Raw genomic sequence first — 14,544 nt, 5'->3', positions numbered from 1 at the left:
TTTGGTGGGTGCTGAGAGGCTCGAACTCCCGACCTACGCCTTGTAAGGGCGCCGCTCTACCAACTGAGCTAAGCACCCGCATACCCAGAAAACTATCCCGACGTTTGTCACCACGTCTGGAAGAGGCACTATTATAGGGGGCGCTTTCCCGCTTGTGCAACTATTCTTATGGGATAAAAGCAGTTTTTTTGCTGAAAAGCGCAAAAATGCTCAAAGGAGGGGGAGCTGGCGTGTTTTTGGCTGCTGAAATGGGAAAAGCCCTTCGGTTCCAGGAACCAAAGGGCTTTTCTTTTATTGGCGGAGCGGACGGGACTCGAACCCGCGACCCCCGACGTGACAGGCCGGTATTCTAACCAACTGAACTACCACTCCAAGCTCGTATGATCTGTATTGCTGATCCATGAAGCACTGGACAGTTTTCTGATTTGGTGGGTGCTGAGAGGCTCGAACTCCCGACCTACGCCTTGTAAGGGCGCCGCTCTACCAACTGAGCTAAGCACCCGTTGCTTGTCTCAGAAAACCATCCCGACGTTTGTCACCACGTCTGGAAGAGGCGCTATTATAGGATGGCTAAAATCCTTCTGCAAGCGCTTTTTCACATTATTCCGTGATATTCCACTGCGACAGCATCCACGCCATATTAAACGCGTTCTCGGCGATGGCGTTATAGCGGCCCGACGCGCCGCCGTGGCCGGCGCCCATATTCGTTTTCAGCAGCAAGGGATTGCCGTCCGTTTTATGCGCGCGCAGCTTGGCCACGTACTTGGCCGGTTCCCAGTACATGACCTGGCTGTCGTTCAGGCCCGTCGTCACCAGCATGGCCGGGTAATTCTTGCGGGCAATGTTGTCGTAGGGCGAGTAGCTGAGCATGTAGTCGTAGGCCGCCTTCTGGTTCGGGTCGCCCCATTCCAGGTACTCTCCCGTCGTCAGCGGCAGGCTGGCGTCCATCATGGTGTTCATCACGTCGACAAACGGCACGGCCGCGTGCACGGCGTGGAACAGCTCGGGGCGCATGTTGACGACGGCGCCCATCAGCAGGCCGCCCGCGCTGCCGCCCTGGATGATCAGGCGGTTCGGACTCGTCCATTTTTCGCGCACCAGGTAGTCGGCGCTGTCGATGAAGTCGTTGAAGGTGTTTTTCTTCTTCATCAGCATGCCGTCTTCATGCCACGCTTCGCCCATGTCCGTGCCGCCGCGGATGTGCGCCTGCGCGTAGATGACGCCCCGCTCCAGCAGGCTGATGCGGCTGATGGCAAAACTGGCTTCAGTCGAGATGCCGTAGGAACCATATGAATACAGCAGCAGCGGCGCGGAACCGTCGAGCTTGACGCCCTTCTTGTAGACGATCCACAGCGGCACTTGCACGCCGTCGCGCGCCTTCACCCACAGGCGCTGCGTCGTGTAGCGGCTGCCGTCAAAGCCGCCGACGATTTCCTGCTGTTTCAGCACCGTGCGCTTGCCATCCTGCATGCTGACGTCGATGACGGTGGGCGGCGTGACGGGCGACTGGTAGGACATGCGAAATTGTGTGGCGGAAAATTCCGGCGTACCGACGGATGTCGCCAGGTAGACGGGGTCGTCGAACTGCACGGTTTTCCAGTTCTTTTGCGCAAAATCAAGGATGCGCGCGCGGTTCAGGGCGCGCGCCTTTTCCATCACCACCAGGTAGCCCTGGAAGACGTCGATGGACTGGATCACGGCGTCCTTGTTGTGCGGCACGACGGGTTTCCAGTGCTTCGGCTGCGGCGCGGCGACCGGCGCGCTGACGACGCGGAAATTCTTCGCATCCTTGTTGGTCAGAATATACAGCTGGCCGTCGCGGTGTTCGATGCCGTAGCGGTGGCCCTTCTCGCGTGGCAGCACGCTCTGGAAACTGCCTTCCGGCTTGTTCGTTGGCAACAGCAGGACTTCGCTCGTGTCCGTGCTGCGCGCCGTGAGCACAAAGTAGCGCTGGTCGCGCGTGCGGCTCACGCCGATGGCGAATTGCTCCACCGGCTCGTGGTAGACCTGCTGCGGCGCACCGCCCAGCGCCAGGCGGAACAAGCGGTCAGCGCGCTTGGTGGTGGCGTCTTCCTGCGTCAGCATCAGGGTGGCATTGTCCGCCGCCCAGGCCAGCGAGGTCACGCGCGGCATGCTGTCCGAGAGCAACTTGCCCGTCTTCAAATCCTTGACATGCAGCTCGTACTGGCGGAAACCCGTCGTGTCCGTGGTGTAGGCCAGCAATTGTTCATTCGGGCTGACGCTGAAGGCGCGCACGGCAAAGAATTTGTGGCCTTCGGCCAGTTGATTCTGGTCAAGCAAAATCTCTTCGACCGCCTGGGCGTCATACGCGCCCTTCGCGCCCACGGGGCGGCGGCAATGAATCGGATATTGCTTGCCCGCTTCCACGCGCGTGTAATAGTAGAAATTGCCCTGGCGTGCGGGAACGGACAGGTCCACTTCCTGCATGCGGCCCTTGATTTCCGCATACACCTTGTCGGCCAGCGGCTGGATCGGGGCCGTGACGGCGGCCGTATAGGCGTTTTCCGCATTCAGGTAATCGATCACGGCAGGGTCGGTCTTCTTTTGCAGCCAGCGGTAGTCGTCCGTGACGACCGTGCCGTGGCGCGTTTCCTGCCAGGCCGTCCTGGCGGCGACGGGCGCGGTGGCAGCGGTGGCGTCGGCGGCCAGCGCGGATGGCGCCAGTGTGGACAGCAGCAGGGCCGGCACGATGGATGAGCAGGCGGCAATGCGGCGCAAGGCGTGATGTGCTGTGGACAAGGCAACTCCTTCGGTTCGTTGTTGTGCAGCAATTCTATTCTTGCTAAATAGAAAAGCCAATCATGATTTCAGTCAACACGGCGCGGTACTTGCATCCACGGGCATTTCCAGCGATACTGTATATAACAACAGTATTTAACTGCATTCCGCCGCGAGGTGCCCTTGACCACATCTGCCTCCTCCCTTCTCGAGCCGCCCGCCCGCCGCTGGATAGCCCACCTGGACATGGACGCCTTCTTTGCCTCCGTGGAATTGCTGAAATATCCCGAATTGCGCGGCGAGCCGGTGGTGATCGGCGGCGGCCGGCTGCAGCAGCCCGTGCTGCAGGAAGACGGCACGCGGCAATTTGCGCGCATGCGCGACTACGTGGGGCGCGGCGTCGTCACCACGTCGACCTATGCGGCGCGCACGTTTGGCGTGTTTTCCGCCATGGGCATCATGAAGGCGGCGAAACTGGCGCCCGACAGCATCCTGCTGCCCGCCGATTTCGAGGCTTACCGCGAGTATTCCGCCCGCTTCAAGCAAGCCGTGGCGCAGTTGTGTCCCATCATCCAGAACGTGGGCATCGATGAAATCTATGTCGACCTGACGGAATACGGCGAGCAGGCGCCGGCCATGGCGGCGCGCCTGAAGGCGGCCGTGTCCGAGGCGACGGGCCTGTCATGCTCGATCGGCCTGGCGCCGAACAAATTGCTGGCGAAAATTTGTTCCGACCTGGAAAAACCCGACGGTCTGACCATTTTGTCGCCCGAGGACATTGAAACGCGCGTGTGGCCCTTGCCGGCAAAAAAGATCAACGGTATCGGCCCGAAGGCGACGGCCAAGCTGGAAGCCTTGGGTGTCAATACCATCGGCGAGCTGGCGCAAGCCGACATGGCCATGCTGCGCACGCAGTTCGGCGACCTGTACACGGGCTGGCTGCGCCAGGCGGCGCTGGGCATCGACGAGCGGCCCGTGCAGACGAGCCGGGAAACCAAATCCGTCAGCCGCGAAACGACGTTCGAGCGCGACTTGCAGGTGGTGCGCGACCGCGCCACCCTGTCGGAAAAGCTGGAAAGCCTGTGCACGCGCGTGGCGGGCGACCTCGATAAACAGTCGCTGGCGGGGCGCACGGTGGGCATCAAGCTGCGCTTCGAGGATTTCAGCACCGTCACGCGCGACGTCACCCTGCCCAGCGCCACGGCGGACGCGGCCGCCATCCTGCGCGCCAGCCGCGACTGCTTGCGGCGCGTGCCGTTCGAGAAAAAAATCCGCCTGCTGGGCGTGCGCATCTCGACCTTGTCCGATCCGGCCGTCGTGACGCGGCAGATACCCGCCCAGGCGGAGCTGTTTCCCGCCCTGTAGCGGCGTTTCCTACAAGATACATACCGCGCCAGACCGCGCTTTTGACGGCATTTTCATGTCGAAAGTGTAGAATGGCGTTCCCCTGGCACTACTGAAACAAACGGAAGACAAAAACTATGTGGTTCAAGAATCTTCAGATTTACCGCCTGCCCGCACCATGGGCCTATACGCCAGAACAACTGGAAGAGGCCTTGTCCTCGAACAAATTTACGCCGGCGACCAGCATGGATCTGATGCGCCAGGGCTGGGATACGCCGCGCCCGAACGGCGGCCTGGTCCATGTTGTCAACAAGCAAATGCTGATCTTGCTGGGCACGGAAAAGAAATTGCTGCCAGCGACCGTCATCAACCAGGTGGCCAAGGCCCGCGCCGCCGAGATGGAAGAAGCGCAAGGCTTTGCGCCTGGTAAGAAGGCCATGAAGGAATTGAAGGAGCGCGTGGCCGACGAACTGCTGCCGCGCGCCTTCAGCATCCGCAGCAACGTCTGGACGTGGATCGATCCCGTCAATGGCTGGCTGGTGGTCGATGCGGCCAGCCCGGCGAAAGCCGATGAAGTGATCAAGCTGCTGCTCAAAGCCGTGGATAAATTACCGCTGGAAAGCCTGCGCGTGCAGCGCTCGCCCGTGGCGGTGATGACGGAATGGCTGCAGGCCGACGATGCGCCTGCCGGCTTCACGGTCGACATGGACACGGAATTGCGCGCCACGGGCGAAAGCAAGGCCACCGTGCGCTATGTGCGCCACACGCTGGAAGCGGACGACGTGCGCCGCCACATCGCGGCCGGCAAGCAGTGCACGCGCCTGGCCATGACGTGGAACGACAAGATCTCGTTCGTGCTGACGGAGTCCCTGGCCATCAAGAGCGTCAAGCCGCTGGACGTGATCAAGGAAACGGAATCGAGCACGAAGAACGACGAAGAACGTTTCGACGGCGACGTGATGCTGATGACGGGCGAGCTCTCCAAGCTGATGGCCGACGTGGTCGAGGCATTGGGCGGCGAAGCGACTGCATAAAAGCAGATATATCGGTACGAAAAAGGAGCTGCGGCTCCTTTTTTTCGCCTGGGCAATCTGTGGGCGCATAAAAAAAGCGCCTGGCACGGTGAAGTGCAAGGCGCTTTTCAGACAGGCTAATTCAAGTTTTTATATTAGAACTTGTACGAACCGGTGATGTAGAACGTGCGCAGCATCGGATCAGCGTAACGCGGATCGAAGCCGACCTGGTGGCCGGACGACGCACGCAGCGACAGCGGTGGATTGCGGTCAAACAGGTTCTTGATACCGGCACGGATCGACGTTTTGTTGTTGATCGCGTAGCGGCCTTGCCAATCGAAGGTGATGTGCGACGGCACGTCCAGGCGGATCTTTTCGATGCCTTTGGTGTCGACGTTGTATACCTCGGTCAGGGCGTCGGTGTAGCCATTGCGATAGTTCACCACCATCGTGTTGCTCAGCTTGCCCGTATCCAGGGTGGCGGTCAGTTTGATCAGATCGCGGAACGTCACGGCCTGGTTGATGCCATAGATGTTCAGGCTGCTGGTCCAGTCGTTACGCGTACCTGGCACGGTGTAGTCTGCCTTGAGCATGTGGGTGCCGTTCAGGTTCACGGTCAGGTTGCCGAAGTCCAGCTTCTTGCGTGCCGTCATATCCCAGTCGATACCACGGTTATGCATTTGGCCGATGTTCATGGCCAGCGACTTGAATGCATAGAATGCCTTCGGGCTTTCCGCCGGCGTGAACATGACGAAGTAATCCTTGTATTTCTCCGGATTCGAGAAGGCCAGCGATTCGGCCACCGACGATACGGCGTCAAAGATTTTCACATCCCACAGGTCGGCACCGAACGAGAAGCTCGAGTTAGGCTCAACGCGGAAACCGGCCGTGAATTGCTTCGACGTTTCCGATTTCAGGTCCGGATTGCCACCAGACAAGCGGTTGTATTGCTTTTTGCTGTCTTGGCAGCCTGGGGTGCCCGGGAATGGGCAGTCATACGAGGTGGAGGTGAAACCGGAGCTGACCAGTGGCTGACCCAGGTCCAGCATGCTTGGCGCCTTGAAGCCCGTGCCGTAGGAGCCGCGGATCAACAACGATTGCACTGGCTGCCAGCGTGCCGACACCTTGTAGGTCGACGCGCTTTCGCTCTTGCCGGTGGTGGTGTGGGTCAAGCCATTGTCGACTGCCGACACATTGTCCAGACGCGCACCGATGGTCACTTCCACGGTCTTGGTGACAGGGGCCAGCAATTCGGCGAAGACGCCATACGTCTTGCGGCTCAGGTCATAAGCCTTCTTGCTTTCAAAGCCATAGATGGTGTCCTTGGTGGCACCGGCATCTGGCGTTTGCTCGTAGCTGTATTCGCGGTAGTCGCCGCCGATGCCGATGTTGGCCATACCGCCTGGCAAGCTAAACACTTCACGCGAACCATGCGCATCTACGCCGCGCAGGGTGGTCGATGCAGTACGCACGGAACCGCTGAATTGCGATTCGCCGATCAGTTGCTGAATCGCGGCCGATTGCTGGCCTGGTAACGCCAAGGGATTGAAATCCTTGTTGTTGAGCAAGGACAGGAGGTTGTCGCGTTTGGCATAGCCGCCGACGTAGCGCTCGTTGATCGCGTTTTTCGACCAGGTCAGGCCACTGCTGTAGTTCCAGCCGGCGAACTCGCCTTCGACGCCCACCACCAGATGCTTGGTGTCGGTAATCGACTGGCTGGCACGCGGGCCCCAGTCGACGAGGCGGTAGTTGGCGATGACCGACGACAGACCGTCTTGCTGGGCCGTCGTCAGGCCAGGCTGAATGTATTGGCTGTAGCCAGGCAATTGCGTGATCTTGCCAGTCTTTTCATCGCGGTTGAACAGTGTGATCGGCACCGGATTGGCGGCGATACGCGCCGTCAGGTCATAGTGCGACAGCGCCACTTCGGCAAAGGCCGTCATGTCGTCCGAGACCTTGTAGCTGGCGCGGGTAAACAGGCTATCGCGCTTCGATTGCGGCACGATTTCCACCATTGAGGCGCCGTCGAAGCCGCACGCATTGGTATTCGTCTGCAAGACATAGCTTTGCGGTGCGCAATCACCGTTGGCCTGTTTGTAGGGATTGTAGGTATAGCCCTTGGTCGGGTTGTTGTCCTTGAAGGACAGCGCGACGTTGGCTGGAGCTGCGGACGTGCTGGTGTTGTTGTAGACGTAGTTTTTGCCGTTGCGGCTGAACGGAATGTAGCCGCTGCGGGCGAACGAACGGTCGGTGGCGCGCACTTTCTCTTGCTCGTCGTGACGATAGCTGACCATCACGTTGTAGCGGTCTTCGTCCAGATTGCCGAAACCGTAGGTGATGTTGGTATTCCAGCTATTGCCGCCGCCGCTGTGTTCTGGCGCGGTGTAGGTGGCTTCGACGTTGCCGCCTTGCATGTTCTTCTTCAGGATGAAGTTAATCACGCCGGCAATGGCGTCCGAGCCGTACAGGGCCGAAGCGCCGTCGGTCAGGATTTCGACACGTTCAACCGCGCTCATCGGGATGGCGTTCAGGTTGACCGTATTGTCGGCGCCTTGCGGCGCAATGCGGCGGCCGTTCAGCAGGACCAGGGTATAGCTTTCGCCGATGTCATGGATCGAGGCGCTGGTACGGCCACCGGAATCGGAACCGGCTGCCGTGGCGCCGATCTGGAAACCTTGCATGGCGGGCAGATTCTGTACCAGGTCGGCAATTGTGGTGGCGCCGGTCTTGGCGATCGCTTCGAGCGACAGGCGCTGCACAGGCAAGGCGCCTTCGACGGCGATACGCTTGATGCTCGAACCGGTAATTTCAACTTTTTGAATTGCTTCGTCCGCCATGGATTGGCCAGAGAACAAGACGCTGCCTGCCAGGACGGTCAGGGCCAGGCGTACGCTGCGCACGCCAATTTTTTCTTTAAATGCCATTGTAACAATTACTCCGTAGTAGTTTTAATAACGACAAGCGGTACACGAGCACCGCGCAAGCTATCGGATAGACGGCTTGCGGTGCTCGTGTACGGTAGGCGGAACCACGTCGGTGGGAGGTGGAAGACTACTTAGCGCAATATTGTTATAAATGCACTTATAACTTGTCGAGGCGAACATTATGTCGTCTCAGCAAGAAAAAATGCATGTCAACCGTGTCGGATTTGGCAATAAATTGTGGATACAGAAGAATGTTTAAATTAATTGTTAAATTGCAGTTTTATATTCAACAATATCGGTGTTTTTAAAAATGATAGATGGCGTTTTTTTACAACATAAAATTATTCTATTGGCAATTCGATGTTTTACCTACAATAATTCGAGAAAAACTGTCGCTTTGCAGAATTTATGAAAGGTCAAAAAACGTAAAAAAAGCCCGCTAAAGCGGGCTGCTAGAATTGTGACAGAGTGTCAGTCGACCGCTTCCCGGTCTGTTGTGCGCACCCTGCCCGCCATCGGCTCCCTTACAAGGGCTGGAACACGCCGGCGGCGCGGTTCTTTTGCACATTGTCCCAGGCAAAAATCTGGCCATTCATGGCCACGTACACGCCCGCTGGCAAGGTTTGCGCCACGCCGCAGGCAAAGCCCAGGTTGAACAGGGCATCGGAGTTGTCGATTTCGTAGGGAATCATGGCGCCCGTGAGAATCACCGTTTGCTGCAGGTTCGCCGCGCCCAGCACCTGCGCCGTTTCGCGCATGGTGTCGGTGCCGTGGATGATGACGATGGCTTTTTCCTGTGCCGCACGGCACGAGGCCAGCACGCGCTGGCGGTCCGCATCCTGCATGTCGAGCGAGTCGAGCAGGGGCAATTGCTCCAGCGCTACGGGCGCCGTCATGCGTGCGCGGGCAATCGCTGCCGGCAAATGACTGTCGGAAAAGCCCAGGGTACCGTTCAATTCGTTGTAGTGTTTGTCGAAAGTGCCGCCAGTGGCGAGTATGCGCAAAGTCATGATGTGGTCACGATGTCAGTGGAGAATGACGCGCATGATAGCGTGGATTGTGTGCCTTGCGTGAATGGCGGGCTCGCTGCGGGCCGTTGCGGATCGCATCTGGAAAATTTGGCCATCTGTGAGTACACTGGTTTCTTTGTTTGCCTGCCACCCCGACTCCGTATGAAAGCGCTCGCTCCCGGCACCGTCATTTTTCACCGCCACCGCGGTTACGGGGTGATCACGTCCGTCAATTTGCTGACGGGCTGGATCGCCGCCCGTTTCGGCAGCGAAGCGCGCACCCTGGACCTGAACCTGTCGACCGACGACGTGCAGTTTGCCGACGGCGAAGCGATCCTGTTTCGGCGCGCGCCGCCCGACCGCATGCCGCACGCGCGCCTGATGGCCATGGTGCGCGAGCTGCACCAGGCCGGCTATCAGAAACTGTATCTGTATTCCTGGCCGAAACCGTCCGGCCTGCACTGGCGCTGGCATTTGTTTACGGGACCGCGCGACTGGATGCAGCGGCCGTGGCGCGAAGGCTGGTACGGTTCGGGCGCTGATTACAACGTCAACCCGGTGATGGGCTGGGGCGACACGCCCGGCGCCACCACTGGCGAGCTGATCGATGCCCTGGCCCGTTTCGATCCGCAAGGCCTGGCGCAGGCGCTGGGGCGCGACGACGACCACACCGACTGGTTTGGCCGCGTCTGCGACGCCTTGTTGCCCAATTACATGTACAGCCTGGACATGCCGCGCACCCCGGGCGAGCCCTTGCCCGACATGCCGCCGGTGCCGGTCGTGGCCGTGCGCGCTGGCGTGGCGCCGTATGCCGGCCAGGACATCGCCTGGCCGCCCGGCTGGGCCGGCCTGTGGCGCGGCAGGCACGTGCTGCCCGCGCCCGCCATCCGCCTCACGGGCGAGCCCGACCTGATCAAGGGCTTTCAGCGCTCCTGAGGGGCTTGGCGTGCATGCTGCAATGCCTCGGGATTGAGCAGGCGCGTGCATTGACCTTGCGCAAAATCAACGATGTTTTGCAAGGCGTAGCGGAAATACAGTTCATAGCTGTCACGCTCGACGTAGCCCAGGTGCGGCGTGGCCAGCACGTTCGGCAGCAGCAGCAATGGCGAGCCGGGCGGCAAGGGTTCATCCGTAAACACGTCCAGCGCGGCGGCGCCCGGGCGCCCCTGGGGCAGCGCCGCTTCCAGCGCGCCATCGGCCACCAGCTCGGCGCGGCTGGTGTTGACGAACAGGGACGTTGGTTTCATGCGCGCCAGGTCTTCTGCCGTTACCAGGCCCCGCGTGGCGTCGGACAGACGCAGGTGCAAGGTCAGCACGTCGGCCTGTTCAAAAAATGCCTCGCGCGATGGCGCGGCCGTGTCGCCGGCCGCCACGGCCGCGGCGCGGCTCGCTTCGCTGCCCCACACGAGGATGGTCATGCCGAAGGCGCGGCCATAGCCGGCGATCAATTGGCCGATCTTGCCGTAGCCCCAGATCGCCAGGGTGCGCCCTTTCAATACCGTACCGAGCGTGTTGCGCGCCGGCTCGATTGACGACGTTTGCCACAGCCCTTCCTGTAAATGTTGCGCGTACGGCACGATCTTGCGCTGCGCCGCCATGATCAGCGCCCACGTCAGTTCGGCCGGCGCCGTGGGCGAGCCAATGCCTTCCGCGATGGCGATGCCCAGTTCCGTGGCGGCCGCCACATCGATGTGTCCGCTGACCTTGCCCGTTTGCGAAATCAGTTTCAGGTTCGGCAATTTCGACAGCAAGGCCCGGTTGAAACTGCTGCGTTCGCGGATCAGCACCAGCGCGTCGAACGGCGCCAGGCGGATGGCCAGCTGGCCCAGTCCCCGCGCCGTGTTGCTGAACACTTTGACCTCGTGGCCATCGAGCAATTTGAAGCAATCGAGGCCGCGCACGGCATCCTGGTAATCATCGAGTATGGCAATTTTCATGGTGGATGGCCGATTTTAGTGAAGATTTGGTAGGGAAATAACAGGATACGGGAAATGCTGAATAGCCTACTACATTAGTCAAGCTATTCTCCTACATTTTTGCGAGAATAGCCGTTAGGCGGGTGTACAATCGCCGGCACTTTTAAAGCTTCCTGATTATAGTTATAGCGCAAACTGTTCCTGCAGCCTGGGTGCATGATCCAGGTAAACGACGCCAGAGCCCTGCCCGCGTGAGCACCCCGCCCGCAGTGAGCCGCAGCCACCTCTCAACGATGCTGCCTGTCTTGCCGGAATGACCAGAATTTCTTTTATTGGTATTGGAGGTAATATGAATCAGCCCGTCATGGGTGGCGTCGCCGCACTCAACGTCCCAGCTTATATTAAACAACAGAAACTGATCAACTGGGTGGCCGATATTGCCGCGCTGACCAAGCCAGACCGCATCTACTGGTGCGATGGCTCGCAAGAAGAGTACGAGCGCCTGTGCGCTGAAATGGTTGCCAGCGGCACCATGAAAAAACTGAATGCCGAAAAGCGCCCGAATTCCTACCTGGCCTGCTCCGATCCGAGCGACGTGGCCCGCGTCGAAGACCGCACGTATATCTGCTCGGCAACGAAAGAAGCGGCCGGCCCGACGAATAACTGGACCGAGCCTGGCGAGATGCGCCACACCCTGAACGGTCTGTTCGACGGCTGCATGCGCGGCCGCACCATGTACGTGGTGCCATTCTCGATGGGTCCGCTGGGTTCGCCGATCGCGCACATCGGCGTGGAACTGTCCGATTCGCCGTATGTCGCCGTCAACATGAAGATCATGACCCGCATGGGCCGTGCCGTGTACGACGTGCTGGGCACCGATGGCGAGTTCGTGCCGTGCGTGCACAGCGTGGGCGCGCCGCTGGCCGCCGGCCAGCAAGATGTGAAATGGCCGTGCAACAGCACTAAATACATCGTGCATTTCCCGGAAACGCGCGAAATCTGGTCTTTCGGTTCCGGCTACGGCGGCAACGCCTTGCTGGGCAAGAAATGTTTCGCCCTGCGCATCGCCTCGAACATGGGCTACCAGGAAGCGCAAGCCTCGGACAACAACCCGGGCTGGCTGGCCGAACACATGCTGATCCTCGGCGTGGAATCTCCGGAAGGCAAGAAACACTACGTGGCGGCAGCGTTCCCGTCCGCTTGCGGCAAGACCAACTTCGCCATGCTGATCCCGCCGGCAAGTTTTAACGGCTGGAAAGTGACCACCATCGGCGACGATATCGCCTGGATCAAACCCGGTGCCGACGGCCGTCTGTACGCCATCAACCCGGAAGCCGGTTATTTTGGCGTGGCGCCGGGCACCAACGAAAAAACCAATTACAACTGCATGGCGTCCATGCGCGACAACACGATTTTCACCAACGTGGCGCTGACGGACGATGGCGACGTCTGGTGGGAAGGTTTGACCAAGGAAGCGCCAAGCCACCTGATCGACTGGCAGGGCAAGGACTGGACGCCGGCGTCCGGCACCAAGGCGGCGCATCCGAACGCGCGCTTCACTGTTGCTGCTACGCAAAACCCCGTGATCGACTCTGCCTGGGACGATCCGGCCGGCGTGCCGATCTCGGCCTTCATCTTCGGCGGCCGCCGCTCGACCACCGTGCCATTGGTGACCGAAGCGCGCAACTGGGTCGAAGGCGTCTACATGGCCGCCACCATGGGTTCCGAAACGACGGCCGCCGCCGTGGGCCAGATGGGCGTCGTGCGCCGCGATCCATTTGCCATGTTGCCGTTTATCGGCTATAACATGAGCGATTACTTCCAGCACTGGCTGGACATGGGCGTCAAGGTGGGCAAGGTCAACCCGGCTGCCCTGCCGAAGATCTATTGCGTCAACTGGTTCCGTACGGACGAGGCTGGCAAATTCGTCTGGCCTGGCTTCGGCGACAACATGCGCGTGCTCAAGTGGATGCTGGAGCGTATCGAAGGCAAGGCGGGCGGCGTGGAAAACCTGTTCGGCACGACGCCGCAGTATGGCGACCTGAACTGGGATGGCTTGCCATTCACACAAGAACAGTTCGACACCATCACCTCGATCGACAAGGCCGCGTGGGTGGAAGAATTGAAATTGCATACGGAGTTGTTTGAAAAACTCGCGTATCATCTGCCGCAGGAATTGGCAGGTCACAAGGCTGCGCTGGAAAAGCGGCTGAGTGCATAAGGTTTAGTAGTGGGGGAGAACACGCCGGCAAAGACTGGCGTGCGATAAATGACACGCCGGCAATGACTGGGGTGCTAGCAAAAAGAGAAACGGCGCGGATTGCATGAGCAATCCGCGCCGTTTTTTATGGCGAGTACGATGTGTCTAGCCGGCCTTGGCCGGCACGACATAAATAGGGTAGACCCTGTCCATCATTTTGGGACATTGCCCAGGCTTTTCTGCGGGAAAGGTAATGGCCAGCGGCGCCGTCTCATGCAGGTTGTCTTCCACTTCCAGTACGCCTGCGTACGCCTTGACCTGGCGTGGTGCCGGCGCCTGGCAATCGCCGATCGCCAGTTCGCGTCCCTGGCCATGGAAACTGCTGCCATAGGGAATCTTGGTGCAGACTGTCGGCCAATAGCGGAATGCCGTAAAACCTTGTGTCGCAGAGAATTGCTGCTGGTCCCGCTGCTCCAGTTTTTCCTGCATGAAGTACATCAGCAGTGCTGGATAGGCCTCGTACGCCGGAGGCAGCGCCAGGCGCAATGGCTGGCTGGCCAGCGTGATCAGAATGTCGCAACTGCCGCCGCGGGCCATGCGGAGCTTTTCGCGCCTGGCGGCACCGTCCGCGCCGACCGTGAAGGGTGTCTGGCCGTCCAGATTCAGCGACGTTCTTGCCATGCGCAGCTCGGCCTTCACGCGCCGCCCGCCGTCGCGATAGACAATATCGTACACCTTGCCAGGCTTGAATCCTTCACGTGCCTCGATCCGGTACAGGCCGTAGGCTGCATCGACTTCTTCGCTGACATCGCGCAAGCCATTCTGTAAGGCAAATCGCTTCACCTTGTCGCTGGGGCCGTCCTGTTCCTGTTTTGACCAGTCCCATTTCAACGATATCAGGGTGCGGCAGAGTGGCGTGAGCGGCTGTTCTTGCTTTGCGCATTGTTGCATTTCGGTATTAGCCAGAAAGCTGGCCTTATCTTGCACGCCCATCTGCTTTTCCACATGCAGCCGCACCACTACCGGTGTCAGCTTGCGGCCCGTGCCGCGCTCCTGGATATAGAAGCGCTTCGCGGAGAGGGCGACAGGCGGAGCGACGATCGAATAGCCGTCCTCATCGCTGGCCAGGGTATCGGGATACTGCCCGGGAAGAAACAGGATGCCGCGTGCATTGGCGGGCAAGGTGACGGACGGCGGACGCTTGCCCTCGGCCTGCGCAAGGTGCAGGAATTCCCCGGATGCGTCTGGCGGGCAAAAACAGGCCCATGCGGGCAGCGTGGCGCCAGCCAATGCAATGGCGATGCTGCGGCGCGCCAATATTGCAAGTGATGATGCAAGCGACAAATGGCCCTCGGTATGAAAGTGGCCACAGGGCCGGGAGAACAGTTTCCCATAGAA

The 14,544-nt window shown here is 59.9% G+C and carries 9 protein-coding genes and 3 tRNA genes; 4 read left to right on the top strand and 8 right to left on the bottom strand.

What is annotated here, in order from left to right:
• Positions 1-2: 2 nt before the first annotated feature.
• The 4 genes from IGS61_RS25455 to IGS61_RS25440 all read right to left on the bottom strand — a co-directional run bounded on the left by IGS61_RS25455 (position 3) and on the right by IGS61_RS25440 (position 2,760).
• Positions 3-78 (bottom strand) — tRNA-Val (locus IGS61_RS25455).
• Positions 79-295: 217 nt separating this feature from the next.
• Positions 296-372: transfer RNA gene (locus IGS61_RS25450), tRNA-Asp, on the bottom strand.
• Between the two features lie 54 nt (positions 373-426).
• A tRNA-Val gene (locus IGS61_RS25445) sits at positions 427-502 on the bottom strand.
• Between the two features lie 98 nt (positions 503-600).
• The gene (locus IGS61_RS25440; protein WP_230542135.1) at positions 601-2,760 is read right to left on the bottom strand and encodes a S9 family peptidase; all 2,160 of its coding nucleotides are present in this window, start codon (positions 2,758-2,760) and stop codon (positions 601-603) included.
• A 162-nt stretch (positions 2,761-2,922) separates the two neighbouring features.
• On the opposite strand from IGS61_RS25440, the gene dinB reads away from it, so the two are divergent.
• Together dinB and IGS61_RS25430 are read left to right on the top strand one after the other, a co-directional pair.
• On the top strand, positions 2,923-4,104 hold the full coding sequence (gene dinB, locus IGS61_RS25435; RefSeq protein WP_268994057.1) for a DNA polymerase IV: 1,182 nt from the start codon (positions 2,923-2,925) through the stop codon (positions 4,102-4,104).
• Positions 4,105-4,220: 116 nt separating this feature from the next.
• Positions 4,221-5,117, top strand: coding sequence for a recombination-associated protein RdgC (locus IGS61_RS25430; RefSeq protein WP_034754435.1), 897 nt, complete (start codon positions 4,221-4,223; stop codon positions 5,115-5,117).
• 134 nt (positions 5,118-5,251) lie between these two features.
• On the opposite strand, the gene IGS61_RS25425 is transcribed toward IGS61_RS25430, so the two are convergent.
• Together IGS61_RS25425 and IGS61_RS25420 are read right to left on the bottom strand one after the other, a co-directional pair.
• On the bottom strand, positions 5,252-8,020 hold the full coding sequence (locus IGS61_RS25425) for a TonB-dependent receptor domain-containing protein (protein ID WP_230542134.1): 2,769 nt from the start codon (positions 8,018-8,020) through the stop codon (positions 5,252-5,254).
• A 524-nt stretch (positions 8,021-8,544) separates the two neighbouring features.
• Positions 8,545-9,030 (bottom strand): asparaginase domain-containing protein, encoded by a 486-nt coding sequence (locus tag IGS61_RS25420; protein ID WP_034781194.1) that lies wholly within the window; start codon positions 9,028-9,030, stop codon positions 8,545-8,547.
• A gap of 162 nt (positions 9,031-9,192) precedes the next feature.
• Between IGS61_RS25420 and IGS61_RS25415 the strand changes: the two genes are divergently transcribed.
• A complete protein-coding gene (locus IGS61_RS25415; protein WP_230542133.1) occupies positions 9,193-9,966 on the top strand; it encodes an L-asparaginase in 774 nt (257 codons plus the stop codon).
• Here IGS61_RS25415 and IGS61_RS25410 read toward each other — a convergent pair.
• Entirely contained in the window at positions 9,954-10,967 is a 1,014-nt protein-coding gene (locus IGS61_RS25410) for a D-2-hydroxyacid dehydrogenase family protein (protein ID WP_230542132.1), read from the bottom strand. The genes IGS61_RS25415 and IGS61_RS25410 overlap by 13 nt on opposite strands.
• A gap of 328 nt (positions 10,968-11,295) precedes the next feature.
• Between IGS61_RS25410 and IGS61_RS25405 the strand changes: the two genes are divergently transcribed.
• Positions 11,296-13,167 carry a phosphoenolpyruvate carboxykinase (GTP) gene (locus tag IGS61_RS25405; protein WP_230542131.1) on the top strand — a complete coding sequence of 624 codons (1,872 nt, stop codon included), beginning with the start codon at positions 11,296-11,298 and terminating at the stop codon, positions 13,165-13,167.
• A gap of 144 nt (positions 13,168-13,311) precedes the next feature.
• Here IGS61_RS25405 and IGS61_RS25400 read toward each other — a convergent pair whose 3' ends face one another.
• Positions 13,312-14,490 (bottom strand): hypothetical protein, encoded by a 1,179-nt coding sequence (locus tag IGS61_RS25400; RefSeq protein ID WP_230542130.1) that lies wholly within the window; start codon positions 14,488-14,490, stop codon positions 13,312-13,314.
• Positions 14,491-14,544: the final 54 nt, after the last annotated feature.

Origin of the sequence: Janthinobacterium sp. FW305-129, from assembly GCF_020858115.1 — a bacterium.
Lineage (GTDB): Bacteria > Pseudomonadota > Gammaproteobacteria > Burkholderiales > Burkholderiaceae_D > Janthinobacterium.
This window is presented reverse-complemented; position numbering and strand designations above follow the sequence as displayed.